Here is a 15,911-nt window from a genome sequence, read left to right on the forward strand (position 1 = left end):
GGCTCGTGCGCAAGGTGCGAGGCGGGCTCGCGGTTAACGGCTTAGCAGAGGAACTCAGATGGCGTACTCATTCACTGAGAAGAAACGCATCCGCAAGGATTTTGGCAAACGCCCCAGCATTCTGGAAGTGCCGTACCTGCTCGCGATGCAGCTGGATTCCTACCGGGCGTTTCTGCAGGCCGATGCCCGCCCGGAAGCGCGCGGCGACCAGGGGCTGCACGCTGCATTCAAATCCGTGTTCCCCATCACCAGCTACTCCGGCAGCGCGGCGCTGGAGTATGTGAGTTACCGCTTGGGTACGCCGCCCTTCGACGTGAAGGAGTGCATCATGCGCGGCGTAACCTACGCCGCTCCCTTGCGCGTCAAGGTGCGCTTGGTTGTTTACGACAAGGAAGCCGGCACTGTCAAGGACATCAAGGAGCAAGAGGTCTACATGGGGGAGCTGCCCCTGATGACCGATACCGGCACCTTCATCATCAACGGTACCGAGCGCGTCATCGTGTCGCAGCTGCACCGTTCGCCGGGCGTGTTCTTCGACCACGACAAGGGCAAGACGCACTCCTCGGGCAAGTTGCTGTTCAGTGCGCGCGTGATTCCCTACCGCGGCTCGTGGCTGGACTTTGAATTCGATCCGAAGGACGCGATCTACGCGCGCATCGATCGTCGGCGCAAGCTGCCGGCAAGCGTACTGCTGCGCGCGCTCGGTTACACCACCGAGCAGATGCTCGATATGTTCTTCGAGACCAATACCTTCCGCTTCACCAAGGACGGCATCACGCTGGACTTGGTGCCGGAGCGTTTGCGCGGTGAAACCGCCGCGTTCGACATCCAGATCGGCGACGAGGTGCTGGTCGAGGAGGGGCGGCGCATCACCGCGCGTCACATCCGCGAGCTTGCCAAGGCCGACATCAAGATCCTGCACGTGCCGAATGACTACCTGGTTGGCAAGGTGCTGGCGCACGACGTGGTCGATCAGGACAGCGGCGAACTGATCGCTTCCGCCAACGACGAGCTCACCCTGGAGCTGGTCGAGCGGCTCGAGAAGGCGGGCATCGCCGATATCCGTACGCTGCACACCAACGACCTCGACCACGGTCCGTATGTCTCCAATACCCTGCGCCTGGACTCTACGCGCAGCGAGCTGGAGGCGCAGATCGAGATCTACCGCATGATGCGCCCGGGCGAGCCGCCGACCAAGGATGCTGCCCAGACGCTGTTTGCCAATCTGTTCTTCAGCGAGGACCGCTACGACCTGTCGCCGGTCGGTCGCATGAAGTTCAACCGTCGCGTGGGCCGCAAGGACACCACCGGATCGGGCACGCTGTCCAACGAGGACATCATCGACGTGCTGCGCACCTTGATCGATATCCGCAATGGCAATGGCCAGGTGGACGACATCGACCATTTGGGCAACCGCCGCGTGCGCAGCGTGGGCGAGATGGCGGAGAACCAGTTCCGTGTCGGCCTGGTGCGCGTCGAGCGCGCCGTCAAGGAGCGCCTGTCGCTGGCCGAGAGCGAGGGGTTGATGCCGCAGGAGCTGATCAACGCCAAGCCGGTGTCGGCGGCGGTTAAGGAGTTCTTCGGTTCCAGTCAGCTGTCGCAGTTCATGGACCAGAACAACCCCCTGTCCGAGATCACCCACAAGCGCCGTATCTCGGCATTGGGCCCGGGCGGCCTCACGCGTGAGCGGGCCGGGTTCGAGGTGCGCGACGTGCACCCGACCCATTACGGCCGCGTCTGCCCGATTGAGACGCCGGAAGGGCCGAACATCGGTCTGATCAACTCGCTGGCCGTGTACGCGCGTGCCAACGAGTACGGCTTCCTCGAGACGCCCTACCGCAAGGTGGTCGAGGGCAAGGTGACCGAGCAGATCGAGTATCTGTCGGCCATCGACGAGGGCGCCTACGTCATCGCGCAGGCCAACGCCTCGCTCGACGCGCAGGGTCGTCTGACCGACGACCTCGTGCCCTGCCGGCACGAGAATGAGTTCAGTATGACCACGCCGGACAAGGTCGAGTACATGGACGTGTCGCCGCGCCAGATCGTCTCCGTGGCGGCGGCGCTGGTGCCGTTCCTCGAGCACGATGACGCCAACCGCGCGCTGATGGGTTCGAACATGCAGCGCCAGGCCGTGCCGACGCTGCGCGCCGAGAAGCCGTTGGTCGGCACCGGTATCGAGCGCACCGTGGCGATCGATTCGGGCGTGACCACGGTGGCGCGTCGCGGCGGGGTGGTCGACTCGGTCGACGCCTCGCGCATCGTGGTGCGGGTGAACGACGAGGAGACCGTGGCAGGCGAGCCGGGCGTCGACATCTACACCATGATCAAGTACACGCGCTCGAACCAGAACACCTGCATCAACCAGCGCCCACTGGTGAAGCCGGGTGACGTGATCGCGCGCGGTGACGTGCTGGCCGACGGTCCCTCGACCGATATGGGCGAGTTGGCGCTCGGCCAGAACTTCCTGGTCGCGTTCATGCCCTGGAACGGATACAACTTCGAGGACTCGATCCTGGTGTCCGAGCGCGTGGTCGAAGAAGACCGCTTCACGACCATCCACATCGACGAGTTGGTGTGTGTGGCGCGTGATACCAAGCTCGGTCCCGAGGAGATCACCGGCGACATCCCCAACGTGGGCGAGAGCGCCCTGTCCAAGCTGGACGAGGCGGGCATCGTCTACATCGGGGCCGAAGTGCGTCCGGGCGACATCCTGGTCGGCAAGGTCACCCCGAAGGGGGAGACGCAGCTGACTCCGGAAGAGAAGCTGCTGCGCGCGATCTTCGGCGAGAAGGCCTCGGACGTGAAGGACACCTCTCTGCGCGTGCCCTCGGGCATGGTGGGGACGGTCATCGACGTGCAGGTGTTCACCCGCGACGGCCTGGAGAAGGACAGTCGCGCGAAGGCGATCGAGGAAGCGGAACTGGCCCGCATCAAGAAGGACTTGATGGACCAGTACCGCATCGTCGAGGACGACACCTTCCAGCGTCTGGAGAAGATGCTGGTGGGCAAGGTTGCCGAAGGTGGGCCGAACAAGCTCAAGGCCGGCGACAAGCTCACCAAGGCCTACCTGCAGGGGCTGGCGCGCGAGAAGTGGTTCGAGATTCGCCTGCGCAGCGAGGAGGCCAACCAGCAGCTCGAATTGTCGGCCGAACACCTCAAGCTGCAGCGTACGCAGCTCGACGAGAAGTTCGAGGAAAAGCGCGGCAAGCTGACTCAGGGCGACGACCTCGCGCCCGGCGTGCTGAAGATGGTCAAGGTGCACGTCGCGGTGAAGCGGCGCATTCAGCCCGGCGACAAGATGGCCGGCCGTCACGGCAACAAGGGCGTGATCTCGATGATCGTGCCGATGGAAGACATGCCGTTCATGGAGGACGGCACGCCGGTCGACATCGTGCTGAACCCGCTCGGCGTGCCCTCGCGTATGAACGTGGGCCAGGTGCTGGAAACCCACCTCGGTTGGGCCGCCAAGGGGCTCGGTCACAAGATCGGCCGCATGTTGGAGGAGCAGGCCAAGGAGCGCGAGGCGAAGGTGGCCGAACTGCGCGACTTCCTCGGCAAGATCTACAACACCAGCGGTAAGAAGGAAGAGCTGGACACCTTCAGCGACGACGAGATTCTCGAGTTGGCGGACAACCTGCGCAAGGGCGTGCCCATGGCCACCCCGGTCTTCGACGGCGTGACCGAGGAGGAGATCAAGTACATGTTGGAGCTGGCCGAGTTGCCGGCGAGCGGTCAGACCACGTTGTTCAACGGCCGCACCGGCGAGCCGTTCGACCGGCCGGTTACCGTGGGTTACATGTACATGCTCAAGCTCAACCATCTGGTCGACGACAAGATGCACGCACGTTCCACCGGGCCGTACTCGCTGGTCACCCAGCAGCCGCTGGGCGGTAAGGCGCAGTTCGGCGGCCAGCGCTTCGGTGAGATGGAGGTGTGGGCGCTGGAGGCCTACGGCGCCGCCTACACCTTGCAGGAGATGCTGACGGTCAAGTCGGACGATGTGAACGGCCGTACCAAGATGTACAAGAACATCGTGGACGGCGATCACCGCATGGAGGCCGGTATGCCCGAGTCCTTCAACGTGCTCATCAAGGAGATTCGCTCGCTGGGCATCGACATCGAGTTGGAACAGAACTGAGTGTCGCAGCGCGGGTGCCGATAGGCGGTGCCCGCGCTCCATGAGCGAGCGTTTCAGGAGACGCGATGAAAGATCTACTGAATCTTTTGAAGCAGCAGGGTCAGGTGGAAGATTTCGATGCCATCCGCATCGGCCTGGCCTCCCCGGACAAGATCCGTTCCTGGTCCTTCGGCGAGGTGAAGAAGCCGGAGACCATCAACTACCGGACCTTCAAGCCGGAGCGTGACGGTCTGTTCTGCGCCAAGATCTTCGGGCCCGTCAAGGACTTCGAGTGCCTGTGCGGCAAGTACAAGCGCCTGAAGCACCGCGGCGTGATCTGCGAGAAGTGCGGCGTGGAGGTCACCTTGGCCAAGGTGCGCCGCGAGCGCATGGGCCACATCGAGCTCGCGAGCCCGGTGGCGCACATCTGGTTCCTGAAGTCCCTGCCCTCGCGCATGGGGCTGCTGCTGGACATGACGCTGCGCGATATCGAGCGCGTGCTCTACTTCGAGGCCTTTATGGTCATCGATGCGGGCATGACCACGCTCGAGCGCGGCCAGCTGCTGTCCGACGAGCAGTACCTCGATGCGCTCGAGGAGCACGGCGACGAGTTCGACGCCCGCATGGGTGCCGAGGCCATCTACGAGCTGCTGCAGCGGATGGACCTCGCGAGCGAGGTGGAGAAGCTCCGCGAGGAACTCGGCGAGACCAGCTCCGAGACCAAGCTCAAGAAGATCACCAAGCGCCTGAAGTTGATGGAGTCCTTCCTGGAGTCGGGTAACCGGCCCGAGTGGATGGTGCTCACCGTACTGCCGGTGCTGCCGCCCGAACTGCGCCCGCTGGTGCCGCTGGAGGGTGGGCGGTTCGCGACCTCGGATCTCAACGATCTGTATCGTCGCGTGATCAACCGCAACAACCGCCTCAAGCGCCTGCTGGATCTATCGGCGCCCGACATCATCGTGCGCAATGAGAAGCGCATGCTGCAGGAGTCGGTCGACGCGCTGCTCGACAACGGCCGTCGGGGACGTGCCATCACGGGCAACAACCGTCGCCCGCTGAAGTCCCTGGCGGACATGATCAAGGGCAAGCAGGGGCGGTTCCGCCAGAACCTGCTCGGCAAGCGCGTGGACTACTCCGGTCGCTCCGTGATCGTGGTCGGCCCGACGCTGCGCCTGCACCAGTGCGGCCTGCCGAAGAAGATGGCGCTGGAGCTGTTCAAGCCCTTCATCTTCTCCAAGCTCGAGCGCCGCGGCCTGGCCACCACCATCAAGGCGGCCAAGAAGATGGTCGAGCGCGAAGGCCCGGAGGTGTGGGACATCCTCGAAGAGGTGATCCGCGAGCATCCGGTGATGCTGAACCGCGCGCCGACCCTGCATCGTCTCGGCATTCAGGCCTTCGAACCGGTGCTGATCGAGGGCAAGGCGATCCAGCTCCATCCGCTGGTGTGCGCGGCGTTCAACGCCGACTTCGACGGCGATCAGATGGCGGTGCACGTGCCGCTGTCGCTGGAGGCCCAGCTCGAAGCGCGCGCGCTGATGATGTCGACCAACAACATCCTGTCGCCGGCCAACGGCGAGCCGATTATCGTGCCGTCGCAGGACGTGGTGCTCGGCATCTACTACATGAGCCGCATCTCGGCCGAGGCCAAGGGTACCGGCATGACCTTCGCCGACCTGGCCGAAGCGCACCGCGCCTACCAAGCGGGTGAGGTCAGCCTCCACGCCCGCGTGAAGGTGCGCATCCGCGAGGTCGAGGTCGGCGAAGATGGCGCTCGCACCGAGACGATCTCGCTTAAGGAGACGGGGCTTGGGCGGGCGCTGTTGTACGAGATCGTGCCTGACGGCCTGCCGTTCCGCCTGGTCGACCAGGACATGAACAAGAAGGCGATCTCCAAGCTCATCAACCTCTGCTACCGCGACCTCGGGTTGAAGGACACGGTGGTGTTCGCCGACCAGCTCATGTACATGGGCTTCCACTATGCGACGCGCGCGGGCGTCTCCTTCGGTGCCGACGACATGGTCATCCCGGAGGAGAAGGAGGCCATCTTGGCGCGCGCCGAGGACGAGGTGAAGGAGATCGAGGATCAATACACCTCGGGTCTGGTGACCAACGGCGAGCGTTACAACAAGGTGGTCGACATCTGGTCACACACCAACGACCAGGTGGCCAAGGCCATGATGGAGAAGCTCGGCACCGACATCGTGAAGGACAAGGACGGCAACGAGGTGCGTCAGCCCTCGCTGAACTCCATTTTCATGATGGCCGACTCCGGTGCGCGTGGTTCGGCCGCGCAGATCCGCCAGCTGGCCGGCATGCGCGGCCTGATGGCCAAGCCCGACGGCTCGATCATCGAGACGCCCATCACGGCGAACTTCCGTGAAGGCCTGTCGGTGCTGCAGTACTTTATCTCCACGCACGGTGCTCGTAAGGGCCTGGCCGATACGGCGCTTAAGACCGCCAACTCGGGCTATCTGACCCGTCGTCTGGTGGACGTGTCGCAGGACCTCGTCATCACCGAACACGACTGCGGCACCAGCCGCGGCGTGGTGATGACCAGCCTGATCGAGGGCGGCGACGTGGTGGAGCCCCTGCGTGAGCGGGTCCTCGGTCGCGTTACCGCCGAAGACGTGCTCGAGCCGGGTACCGACAACATCGCGGTGCCGCTCGGCACGCTGCTCGATGAGCGCTGGGTCGACAGCATCGAGGCCATGGGTATCGATTACGTGAAGGTGCGCTCGGCTATCATGTGCGAGACCCGTCACGGCGTCTGTTCGATGTGCTATGGGCGTGACTTGGCGCGCGGGCACCTGGTCAATGTCGGTGAGGCGGTGGGCGTCATCGCCGCACAGTCCATCGGCGAGCCGGGCACCCAGCTCACCATGCGCACCTTCCACATCGGCGGCGCGGCCTCGCGTTCGGCGGCGATCAACAACATCCAGATCCGGGCCAAGGGCACGGTGCGCCTGCACAACATCAAGCTGGTGCGCCATGCGAGCGGTAACAACGTGGCCGTCTCGCGCTCGGGCGAGATCACCGTGCTGGACGATCAGGGCCGCGAGCGCCAGCGCTATAAGGTGCCGTACGGCGCCGTCATCACTGTGAGCGAGGGCGATCCGGTCGAGCCAGGCCAGATCGTCGCGAACTGGGATCCCCACACCCACCCGGTCATCACCGAGGTGGCGGGGCGCGTCAAGTTCATGGACGTGGTGGATGCCACCGTGCAGCGGACCGTGGACGAGGTCACCGGTCTGTCCAGCCTCATGGTGATCGATCCCAAGCAGCGCAGCTCCAGCGCCCGCGACATGCGCCCGATGGTGAAGCTGGTCGATGCCGACGGCAACGACCTCAACATCGCGGGCACCGACATGCCGGCGCACTACGTGTTGCCGGGTGGGGCCATCATCGTGGTGGAGAACGGCGCTGAGGTCGGCGTGGGCGACGTAATCGCGCGTATCCCGCAGGAGTCGTCCAAGACCCGCGACATCACCGGCGGTCTCCCGCGCGTGGCTGACATGTTCGAGGCCCGCAAGCCCAAGGATCCGGCGGTGCTGGCCGAGATCTCCGGCACCGTCACCTTCGGCAAGGAGACCAAGGGCAAGCAGCGCCTAGTCATCACCCCCCGCGACGGCGGCGACCCGCACGAGGAGCTGATTCCCAAGTGGCGTCAGGTCACCGTGTTCGAGGGCGAGCACGTGGAACGCGGCGAGGTGCTGGTCGAGGGCGAGCCGGTGCCGCACGACATCCTGCGTCTGCTGGGCGTCGAGGCCTTGGCGCGGTATATCGTCAACGAGGTGCAGGACGTCTACCGCCTGCAGGGCGTGAAGATCAACGACAAGCACATCGAGGTGATCGTGCGCCAGATGCTGCGCAAGGTCGAGATCACCAACGCCGGCGACACCAAGCTGCTCAAGGGCGAGCAGGTGGACCGGGCGCGGGTGCTCGAGGAGAACGAGCGCGTGCAGGGCGAGGACAAGCTGCCGGCCACCTGGGAGCCGCTGTTGCTCGGCATCACCAAGGCTTCGCTGTCGACCGAGTCGTTCATCTCGGCGGCGTCGTTCCAGGAGACCACCCGGGTCCTGACCGAGGCCGCCGTGAGCGGCAAGGTCGACGATCTGCGCGGCCTCAAGGAGAACGTCATCGTCGGTCGTCTGATCCCGGCAGGTACCGGCCTGGCCTACCACGCCGAGCGCCGCCGCCGGCGTCACGCGGGCTTGCCGGGGGCGCTACCGGCCGAGGAGGCCCAGGCGCCCGAGCAGCCGACGGAGAGCCCGCTTAAAGAGGTCTAGTCTGTGGTTGGGGTGGGGATGCGGCTTGACAGCGCATCCCCGCTTTCCATAGAATTCCGCTTCTTTGTACGGCCCGCCTCGGCGGGCCGCCTTTCATCATCGGAGTACAGGTTCAGATGGCGACGATCAACCAGCTGGTGCGCAAGGCGCGGACCCGCAAAAAGGAAAAGAGCAACGTCCCTGCGCTCGAGGGTTGCCCTCAGAAGCGCGGCGTGTGCACGCGCGTCTACACCACCACGCCCAAGAAGCCGAACTCGGCGCTGCGCAAAGTCGCGCGCGTGCGGCTCACGAACGGTTTCGAGGTGACGTCGTACATCGGTGGTGAAGGCCACAACCTGCAGGAGCACTCGGTGGTGCTGATCCGCGGTGGCCGCGTCAAGGATCTGCCCGGCGTGCGCTACCACACGGTACGCGGCTCGCTGGACGCCTCCGGTGTGAAGGATCGTCGTCAGGGCCGTTCCAAGTACGGCGCCAAGCGGCCCAAGTCGTAAACGCATCGGTCGCGGCCCACGGGTCGCGCCGGCGTATTCAGGAATAGCGAGAGAACGTACCCATGGCAAGACGTCGCGTAGCAGCCAAGCGCACCATCATCCCGGAGCCGAAGTACGGCGACGAGACGCTGGCGAAGTTCATCAACATGCTCATGCTCTCGGGCAAAAAGTCCGTGGCCGAGCGCATCGTGTATGGCGCGCTGGATCAGGTGGCCGAGAAGGGTAAGCGTGACCCGCTGGAGGCCTTCACCAAGGCGCTGGACAACATCCGCCCGATGGTCGAGGTGAAGTCCCGGCGCGTCGGTGGCGCGACCTACCAGGTGCCGGTCGAGGTGCGTCCTGCGCGCCGCTCGGCGCTCGCCATGCGCTGGCTGGTCGACTCGGCGCGTAAGCGCGGCGAGAAGTCGATGGGCGCGCGCCTCGCCGGCGAGATCATGGAGGCGGCCGAGAATCGCGGCACCGCTGTGAAGAAGCGGGAAGACACGCACCGCATGGCAGAGGCGAACAAGGCCTTCTCGCACTTCCGCTGGTAAAGGGACTTTCCACCGTTTTCTGAAGGGGTTTCCACCGTGGCACGCAAGACACCTATCGAGCGCTACCGAAATATCGGGATCATGGCGCACATCGACGCTGGCAAGACCACCACGAGTGAGCGCGTGCTGTTCTACACCGGTGTTTCGCACAAGATCGGCGAAGTGCACGAAGGTGCTGCGACCATGGACTGGATGGAGCAGGAGCAGGAGCGTGGTATCACCATCACCTCCGCGGCGACCACCTGCTTCTGGAGTGGGATGGATAAGTCCAAGCCCGAGCATCGCATCAATATCATCGACACCCCGGGGCACGTCGACTTCACCATCGAGGTGGAGCGCTCGCTGCGCGTGCTGGACGCCGCTTGCGCGGTGTTCTGTGCGGTCGGTGGTGTGGAGCCGCAGTCCGAAACGGTATGGCGCCAAGCCAATAAGTACCACGTGCCGCGGCTGGCCTTTGTCAACAAGATGGACCGCGCGGGTGCCGATTTTCTGCGGGTTGTGAAGCAGATCGAGACCCGTCTGAACGCGAGCCCGGTGCCTATTCAGTTGCCGATCGGCGCTGAGGAGAACTTCAAGGGCGTGGTCGATCTGGTCAAGATGAAGGCCATCTACTGGAACGAAGAGAACATGGGGACGACCTTCGAGGAGAAGGATATCCCCGCCGAGATGGTCGACGAGTGTCAGGCGTGGCGCGAGAAGATGATCGAGGCCGCCGCCGAGGCGGACGATGAGTTGATGGAGAAGTATCTCGAAGGCGGCGAACTGACCGTGGACGAGATCAGGGCCGGCCTGCGCAAGCGTACCCTGGCGGTGGAGATCGTCCCCGCAATGTGCGGCTCTGCCTTCAAGAACAAGGGCGTGCAGGCGATGCTCGACGCGGTGATCGACTACCTGCCGTCGCCGCCGGAAGTGCCGCCGATCAAGGGGCATCCGGAGGACTCCGAAGATCCGGAGGATGTGGTGTATCGCCAGTCGTCGGACGAGGAGCCGTTCTCGGCGCTCGCCTTCAAGATTGCGACCGACCCTTACGTGGGAACGCTCACCTTCTTCCGCGTGTACTCGGGCGTCCTGAACTCGGGCGACACGGTCTACAACCCGGTCAAGGGTAAGAAGGAGCGCGTCGGCCGTATTCTGCAGATGCATGCCAACTCGCGGGAAGAGATCAAAGAGGTTCGCGCGGGCGATATTGCCGCAGCGGTGGGTCTGAAGGATGTGACCACGGGCGACACGCTGTGCGCGCCGGATTCTGTTGTGGTGTTGGAGCGCATGGAGTTCCCGGAGCCGGTGATCTCGGTGGCGATCGAGCCGAAGACCAAGGTGGACCAGGAGAAGATGGGTATCGCCCTGTCCAAGCTGGCCCAGGAAGATCCTTCGTTCCGTGTGCGCACCGACGAGGAGTCGGGGCAGACGATTATTTCGGGCATGGGTGAGCTGCACCTGGAGATCATCGTCGACCGCATGCGTCGCGAGTTCAAGGTCGAGGCCAACGTCGGTGCGCCGCAGGTGGCCTACCGCGAGACCATCCGCCAGACGGTGGAGCAGGAAGGCAAGTTCGTCCGTCAGTCCGGTGGTCGCGGCCAGTACGGCCACGTCTGGCTGCGCATCGAGCCGCAGGAAGCGGGTAAGGGCTACGAGTTCGTTAACGCCATCGTCGGCGGCGTGGTGCCGCGCGAGTATATTCCGGCGGTGGACAAGGGTATTCAGGAGCAGATGCAGAACGGCGTGATCGCCGGCTTCCCGGTGGTGGACGTCAAGGTCACGTTGTATGACGGCTCCTATCACGACGTCGACTCGAACGAAATGGCGTTCAAGATCGCCGGTTCGATGGGCTTCAAAGAAGGCGCACGCAAGGCCAAGCCTGTGCTGCTCGAGCCCATCATGAAGGTCGAGGTGGTGACGCCCGAAGAGTATATGGGCGACGTGATGGGCGATCTGAATCGTCGGCGCGGGCTGGTGCAGGGCATGGATGATGCGCCTTCGGGCAAGGTCATCCGCGCCGAGGTGCCGCTGGCCGAGATGTTCGGCTATGCGACCGATCTGCGGTCGGCGACCCAGGGACGCGCCACCTACTCTATGGAGTTTGCGCGTTACAACGAGGCGCCCGCCAGCGTGGCCGAGGCCGTCATCAAGAAGGCTTCCTGATTTTCAACACCGAATTAGAGGTAACAGCCCGTGTCGAAGGAAAAGTTTGAACGTAAAAAGCCGCACGTGAACGTGGGGACGATTGGTCACGTTGACCATGGTAAGACCACGCTGACGGCGGCGCTGACGAAGGTGATGGCCGAGAAGTTTGGCGGCGAGTCGAAGGGTTACGATCAGATCGATAGTGCGCCGGAAGAGCGCGCGCGCGGCATCACGATCGCCACGGCCCACGTGGAGTACGAATCCGACGCGCGCCACTACGCGCACGTGGACTGCCCGGGTCACGCCGACTACGTGAAGAACATGATCACCGGCGCGGCGCAGATGGACGGTGCGATCCTGGTGTGTTCGGCCGCCGACGGCCCGATGCCCCAGACGCGCGAGCACATTCTGCTGGCCCGCCAGGTCGGCGTGCCCTACATCGTCGTGTACCTGAACAAGGCCGACATGGTGGACGACGCCGAGCTGTTGGAGCTGGTGGAGATGGAAGTGCGCGAGCTGCTGTCGAGCTACGACTTCCCGGGCGACGACACCCCGGTGGTGACCGGTTCGGCGCTCAAGGCGCTGGAAGGCGACACCTCGGACATCGGCGTGCCCTCGATCCACAAGCTGGTCGAGGCGATGGACAGCTACATTCCCGAGCCCGAGCGCGCGATTGACGGTGCGTTCCTGATGCCGGTCGAGGACGTGTTCTCGATCTCGGGTCGCGGCACGGTGGTGACGGGTCGTATCGAGCGCGGCATCGTGAAGGTGGGCGACGAAGTGGAGATCGTGGGTATCCGCGACACGCAGAAGTCGATCGTCACGGGCGTGGAGATGTTCCGCAAGCTGCTCGATCAGGGTCAGGCGGGCGACAACGTGGGCGTGCTGCTGCGTGGCACCAAGCGCGACGACGTGGAGCGCGGCCAGGTGCTGTGCAAGCCGGGTTCGATCACGCCGCACACCAAGTTCGAGTCCGAGGTGTACGTGCTGTCGAAGGAAGAAGGTGGTCGTCACACGCCGTTCTTCAAGGGCTACCGTCCGCAGTTCTACTTCCGCACGACGGACGTGACGGGTTCGGTGGAGTTGCCCGAGGGCGTGGAGATGGTGATGCCGGGCGACAACGTGAAGATGGTGGTGTCGCTGATTGCGCCGATCGCGATGGAAGAAGGTCTGCGTTTTGCGATCCGCGAAGGTGGCCGCACGGTTGGCGCCGGCGTGGTCGCCAAGATCATCGAGTAAGCAATCATGACCAATCAGCGTATTCGCATTCGGCTCAAGTCCTTCGATCATCGTCTGATCGATCAGTCGGCGCGCGAGATCGTGGACACGGCCAAGCGCACCGGCGCTCAGGTTCGTGGGCCGATCCCGCTGCCGACCAAGATGGAGCGGTACACGATTCTGGTGTCGCCGCACGTCAACAAGGACGCGCGGGATCAGTATGAGATCCGTACCCACAAACGGCTGATGGACATCGTCGACCCCACGGACAAGACCGTGGACGCGCTGATGAAGCTTGATCTGGCGGCCGGTGTGGACGTGCAGATCAAGGTGAACTGAAGGTACGAGGCTGGCGGCCGGGGGCGCGCGTGACGCGCCCCCGGCCGTTGTGACACCGGGCACAAGGCCGGGTGTGAGACAGGGGATCAGGCAATGAGCATCGGTGTAGTCGGACGGAAGGCTGGCATGACGCGCGTCTTCAATGAAGATGGCGCATCCGTGCCCGTGACGGTGATCGAGGTGACGCCCAACCGCATCACCCAGGTCAAGGACGAGGCGGGCGATGGGTATCGTGCCGTGCAGGTGACCTTCGGGCAGCGGCGTGCCTCCCGCGTGCGCAAGCCGGCGGCGGGTCATTTCGCGAAGGCGGGCACCGAAGCGGGCCGCGGTCTGCGCGAGTTTCGTCTCGGCGACGGCGAGGGCGAGGGCCTGGAGGCCGGCGGTGAGATCAAGGTGGATATCTTCAGCGTCGGCCAGAAGGTCGACGTGACCGGGACCACCATCGGTAAGGGTTTCGCCGGTACGGTGAAGCGCCACAACTTCGCCACCCAGGACGCGACGCACGGTAACTCGCTGTCCCATCGCGCGCCGGGTTCCATCGGTCAGAACCAGACGCCGGGCCGGGTGTTCAAGGGTAAGCGCATGTCCGGGCACATGGGTAACGCGCGCCGCACCACTCAGAACCTCGAGGTTGTGGGTGTGGATGTTGAGCGCAATCTGCTGCTCATCAAGGGCGCCGTGCCGGGCGCGCGTGGCGGGAACGTCATGGTGCGCCCCGCCGTCAAGGCGCGCGGGTAAAGGGGTACAACGATGCAAGTGAATGTTAGCTCGGTGAGCGGCGGCGCCGCACAGAATGTGGAGCTGGCCGACGCCACCTTCGGGCGCGACTTTAACGAGCCGCTGGTCCATCAGGTCGTGACGGCGTATCTCGCCGGCGCGCGTCAGGGTACGCGCGCGCAAAAGACGCGCTCGCAGGTGCGCGGTGGCGGTGCGAAGCCGTGGCGCCAGAAGGGTACTGGCCGCGCGCGCGCCGGTACGATCCGCAGCCCGCTGTGGCGGGGCGGCGGCAAGACCTTCGCGGCCGTGCCGCAGGATCACTCGCAGAAGGTGAACCGCAAGATGTACCGCGGCGCCCTGCAGTCGATCCTGTCCGAACTGCTGCGCCAGGAGCGTCTCACGGTGCTCGATGGCCTGACTCTGGACGCCCCGAAGACCAAGGGCCTGATGGAGAAGCTGAAGGGGCTCGGTTTCGAGCGCGGCCTGATCGTGGTGCAGGATCTCGACGAGAATCTGTACCTCGCCGCGCGCAACCTGCCCGGCGTCGAGGTATGCGGCGTGCAGGCGCTGGACCCGGTCAGCCTGGTGCGCCACGAGCGCGTGGTGATGACGGTCGATGCGGCCAAACAGCTGCAGGAGATGTTGGCATGAACGACGAACGCCTGATGAACGTCCTGCTCGCGCCGCACGTGTCGGAGAAAAGCACCAACGTCGCCGACGCGCACAACCAGGTCGTGTTCAAGGTCGTGACGGACGCCACCAAGCCGGAGATCAAGGCGGCGGTGGAGAAGATGTTCAATGTGAAGGTGGACGCCGTGCGTGTGACCAACCACAAGGGTAAGGTCAAACGCTTCGCGGGCCGCCTCGGACGGCGTAACCATTGGAAGAAGGCCTACGTGACCCTGCAGCCGGGTAGCGAGATCGACTTCCTGGGCGCCGAGTAAAGAAGGATATCGCGATGCCTGTAGTCAAGACCAAGCCGACCTCCGCCGGGCGCCGCTTCGTCGTCAAGGTGGTGAACCCCGAGTTGCACCGGGGCGAGCCCTATGCGCCGTTGCTGGAGCGTAAGAGCCGCAAGGGTGGCCGTAACAATCAGGGGCGTATCACGACGCGCCACCACGGTGGCGGGCACAAGCAGCACTACCGCGTCATCGACTTCAAGCGCGACAAGGACGGCATTGCCGGCCGTGTTGAGCGCCTGGAGTACGACCCGAACCGCAGCGCGCACATCGCCCTCGTGCTTTACGCCGACGGCGAGCGGCGCTACATCATCGCGCCGAAGGATGTCGCGGTCGGCGCGGAGTTGATGTCTGGTCCCGATTCGCCGATCAAGCCGGGTAACTGCCTGCGGTTGCGCAATATTCCGGTCGGTAGCACGGTGCACTGCGTGGAACTCAAGCAGGGCAAGGGCGCCCAGCTCGCGCGCAGCGCCGGTACCGCCGTTCAGCTGGTGGCGCGTGAGGGCGACTACGCCACGCTGCGCCTGCGCTCGGGCGAGATGCGCCGGGTGCACGCTGACTGCAGGGCGACTATCGGTCAGGCGAGTAATAGCGAACACAGCCTGCGTTCCCTGGGCAAGGCCGGTGCCGCGCGTTGGCGCGGCAAGCGCCCGACGGTACGCGGCGTAGTGATGAACCCCGTCGACCATCCGCACGGCGGTGGTGAGGGGCGCACTTCGGGTGGTCGTCACCCGGTGAGCCCATGGGGTACGCCCACCAAGGGCTACAAGACGCGGCGTAACAAGCGCACCGATTCGATGATCGTGCGCCGACGCCACAAGAAGTAATCGAGAGGACAGCGAGGATGCCACGCTCAGTCAAGAAGGGGCCGTTTGTCGACCTGCACCTGGCCAAGAAAGTCGACGAGGCGGTCGCGACGAACAGCAAACGCCCGATCAAGACCTGGTCGCGGCGTTCCATGGTGCTGCCCGAGATGATCGGGCTCACGATCGCGGTGCATAACGGACGGCAGCACGTGCCGGTGATGGTGACCGAGAATATGGTCGGTCACAAGCTGGGCGAGTTCGCGCCGACGCGCACGTTCAAGGGCCACGCGGCCGACCGCAAGGGCAAGTAAGAGGACGGTT

General features: G+C 64.5%; 12 protein-coding genes. All 12 read left to right on the forward strand.

Annotated features, from left to right (window positions below):
* The first annotated feature begins 58 nt into the window (after positions 1 to 58).
* The 12 genes from rpoB to rpsS all read left to right on the forward strand — a co-directional run bounded on the left by rpoB (position 59) and on the right by rpsS (position 15,901).
* Positions 59 to 4,138: a DNA-directed RNA polymerase subunit beta gene (rpoB, locus tag HUS23_09920; protein QKT04105.1), complete on the forward strand. Its 4,080-nt coding sequence runs from the start codon at positions 59 to 61 to the stop codon at positions 4,136 to 4,138.
* A 65-nt stretch (positions 4,139 to 4,203) separates the two neighbouring features.
* Positions 4,204 to 8,403 (forward strand): DNA-directed RNA polymerase subunit beta', encoded by a 4,200-nt coding sequence (rpoC, locus tag HUS23_09925; protein QKT04106.1) that lies wholly within the window; start codon positions 4,204 to 4,206, stop codon positions 8,401 to 8,403.
* A 116-nt stretch (positions 8,404 to 8,519) separates the two neighbouring features.
* Positions 8,520 to 8,894, forward strand: coding sequence for a 30S ribosomal protein S12 (rpsL, locus tag HUS23_09930; GenBank protein QKT04107.1), 375 nt, complete (start codon positions 8,520 to 8,522; stop codon positions 8,892 to 8,894).
* Between the two features lie 62 nt (positions 8,895 to 8,956).
* Positions 8,957 to 9,427, forward strand: a complete 471-nt coding sequence (rpsG, locus tag HUS23_09935; protein ID QKT04108.1) for a 30S ribosomal protein S7 — start codon at positions 8,957 to 8,959, stop codon at positions 9,425 to 9,427.
* 36 nt (positions 9,428 to 9,463) lie between these two features.
* Positions 9,464 to 11,569, forward strand: coding sequence for an elongation factor G (fusA, locus tag HUS23_09940; GenBank protein ID QKT04109.1), 2,106 nt, complete (start codon positions 9,464 to 9,466; stop codon positions 11,567 to 11,569).
* 30 nt (positions 11,570 to 11,599) lie between these two features.
* Complete coding sequence (tuf, locus tag HUS23_09945; GenBank protein QKT04110.1) at positions 11,600 to 12,790, forward strand: elongation factor Tu; 1,191 nt, start codon at positions 11,600 to 11,602, stop codon at positions 12,788 to 12,790.
* A 6-nt stretch (positions 12,791 to 12,796) separates the two neighbouring features.
* On the forward strand, positions 12,797 to 13,108 hold the full coding sequence (gene rpsJ / locus HUS23_09950) for a 30S ribosomal protein S10 (GenBank protein QKT04111.1): 312 nt from the start codon (positions 12,797 to 12,799) through the stop codon (positions 13,106 to 13,108).
* A gap of 93 nt (positions 13,109 to 13,201) precedes the next feature.
* The gene (gene rplC / locus HUS23_09955) at positions 13,202 to 13,846 is read left to right on the forward strand and encodes a 50S ribosomal protein L3 (GenBank protein ID QKT04112.1); all 645 of its coding nucleotides are present in this window, start codon (positions 13,202 to 13,204) and stop codon (positions 13,844 to 13,846) included.
* A gap of 12 nt (positions 13,847 to 13,858) precedes the next feature.
* Positions 13,859 to 14,476: a 50S ribosomal protein L4 gene (gene rplD / locus HUS23_09960; protein ID QKT04113.1), complete on the forward strand. Its 618-nt coding sequence runs from the start codon at positions 13,859 to 13,861 to the stop codon at positions 14,474 to 14,476.
* Entirely contained in the window at positions 14,473 to 14,769 is a 297-nt protein-coding gene (gene rplW / locus HUS23_09965) for a 50S ribosomal protein L23 (protein ID QKT04114.1), read from the forward strand. Before rplD ends, rplW begins: the two co-directional genes overlap by 4 nt.
* A gap of 14 nt (positions 14,770 to 14,783) precedes the next feature.
* The gene (gene rplB / locus HUS23_09970) at positions 14,784 to 15,611 is read left to right on the forward strand and encodes a 50S ribosomal protein L2 (protein QKT04115.1); all 828 of its coding nucleotides are present in this window, start codon (positions 14,784 to 14,786) and stop codon (positions 15,609 to 15,611) included.
* A gap of 17 nt (positions 15,612 to 15,628) precedes the next feature.
* Positions 15,629 to 15,901 carry a 30S ribosomal protein S19 gene (rpsS, locus tag HUS23_09975; GenBank protein ID QKT04116.1) on the forward strand — a complete coding sequence of 91 codons (273 nt, stop codon included), beginning with the start codon at positions 15,629 to 15,631 and terminating at the stop codon, positions 15,899 to 15,901.
* Positions 15,902 to 15,911: the final 10 nt, after the last annotated feature.

The sequence above is a fragment of the Ectothiorhodospiraceae bacterium 2226 genome (assembly GCA_013348725.1).
Lineage (GTDB): Bacteria > Pseudomonadota > Gammaproteobacteria.

Excerpts from the sequence above, each read along its gene's own strand:
- rpoB (QKT04105.1), top strand. The coding sequence starts at position 59 with ATGGCGTACTCATTCACTGAGAAGAAACGCATCCGCAAGGATTTTGGC.
- rpoC (QKT04106.1), top strand. The coding sequence starts at position 4,204 with ATGAAAGATCTACTGAATCTTTTGAAGCAGCAGGGTCAGGTGGAAGAT.
- rpsL (QKT04107.1), top strand. The coding sequence starts at position 8,520 with ATGGCGACGATCAACCAGCTGGTGCGCAAGGCGCGGACCCGCAAAAAG.
- rpsG (QKT04108.1), top strand. The coding sequence starts at position 8,957 with ATGGCAAGACGTCGCGTAGCAGCCAAGCGCACCATCATCCCGGAGCCG.
- rpsJ (QKT04111.1), top strand. The coding sequence starts at position 12,797 with ATGACCAATCAGCGTATTCGCATTCGGCTCAAGTCCTTCGATCATCGT.
- rplC (QKT04112.1), top strand. The coding sequence starts at position 13,202 with ATGAGCATCGGTGTAGTCGGACGGAAGGCTGGCATGACGCGCGTCTTC.
- rplD (QKT04113.1), top strand. The coding sequence starts at position 13,859 with ATGCAAGTGAATGTTAGCTCGGTGAGCGGCGGCGCCGCACAGAATGTG.
- rplW (QKT04114.1), top strand. The coding sequence starts at position 14,473 with ATGAACGACGAACGCCTGATGAACGTCCTGCTCGCGCCGCACGTGTCG.
- rplB (QKT04115.1), top strand. The coding sequence starts at position 14,784 with ATGCCTGTAGTCAAGACCAAGCCGACCTCCGCCGGGCGCCGCTTCGTC.
- rpsS (QKT04116.1), top strand. The coding sequence starts at position 15,629 with ATGCCACGCTCAGTCAAGAAGGGGCCGTTTGTCGACCTGCACCTGGCC.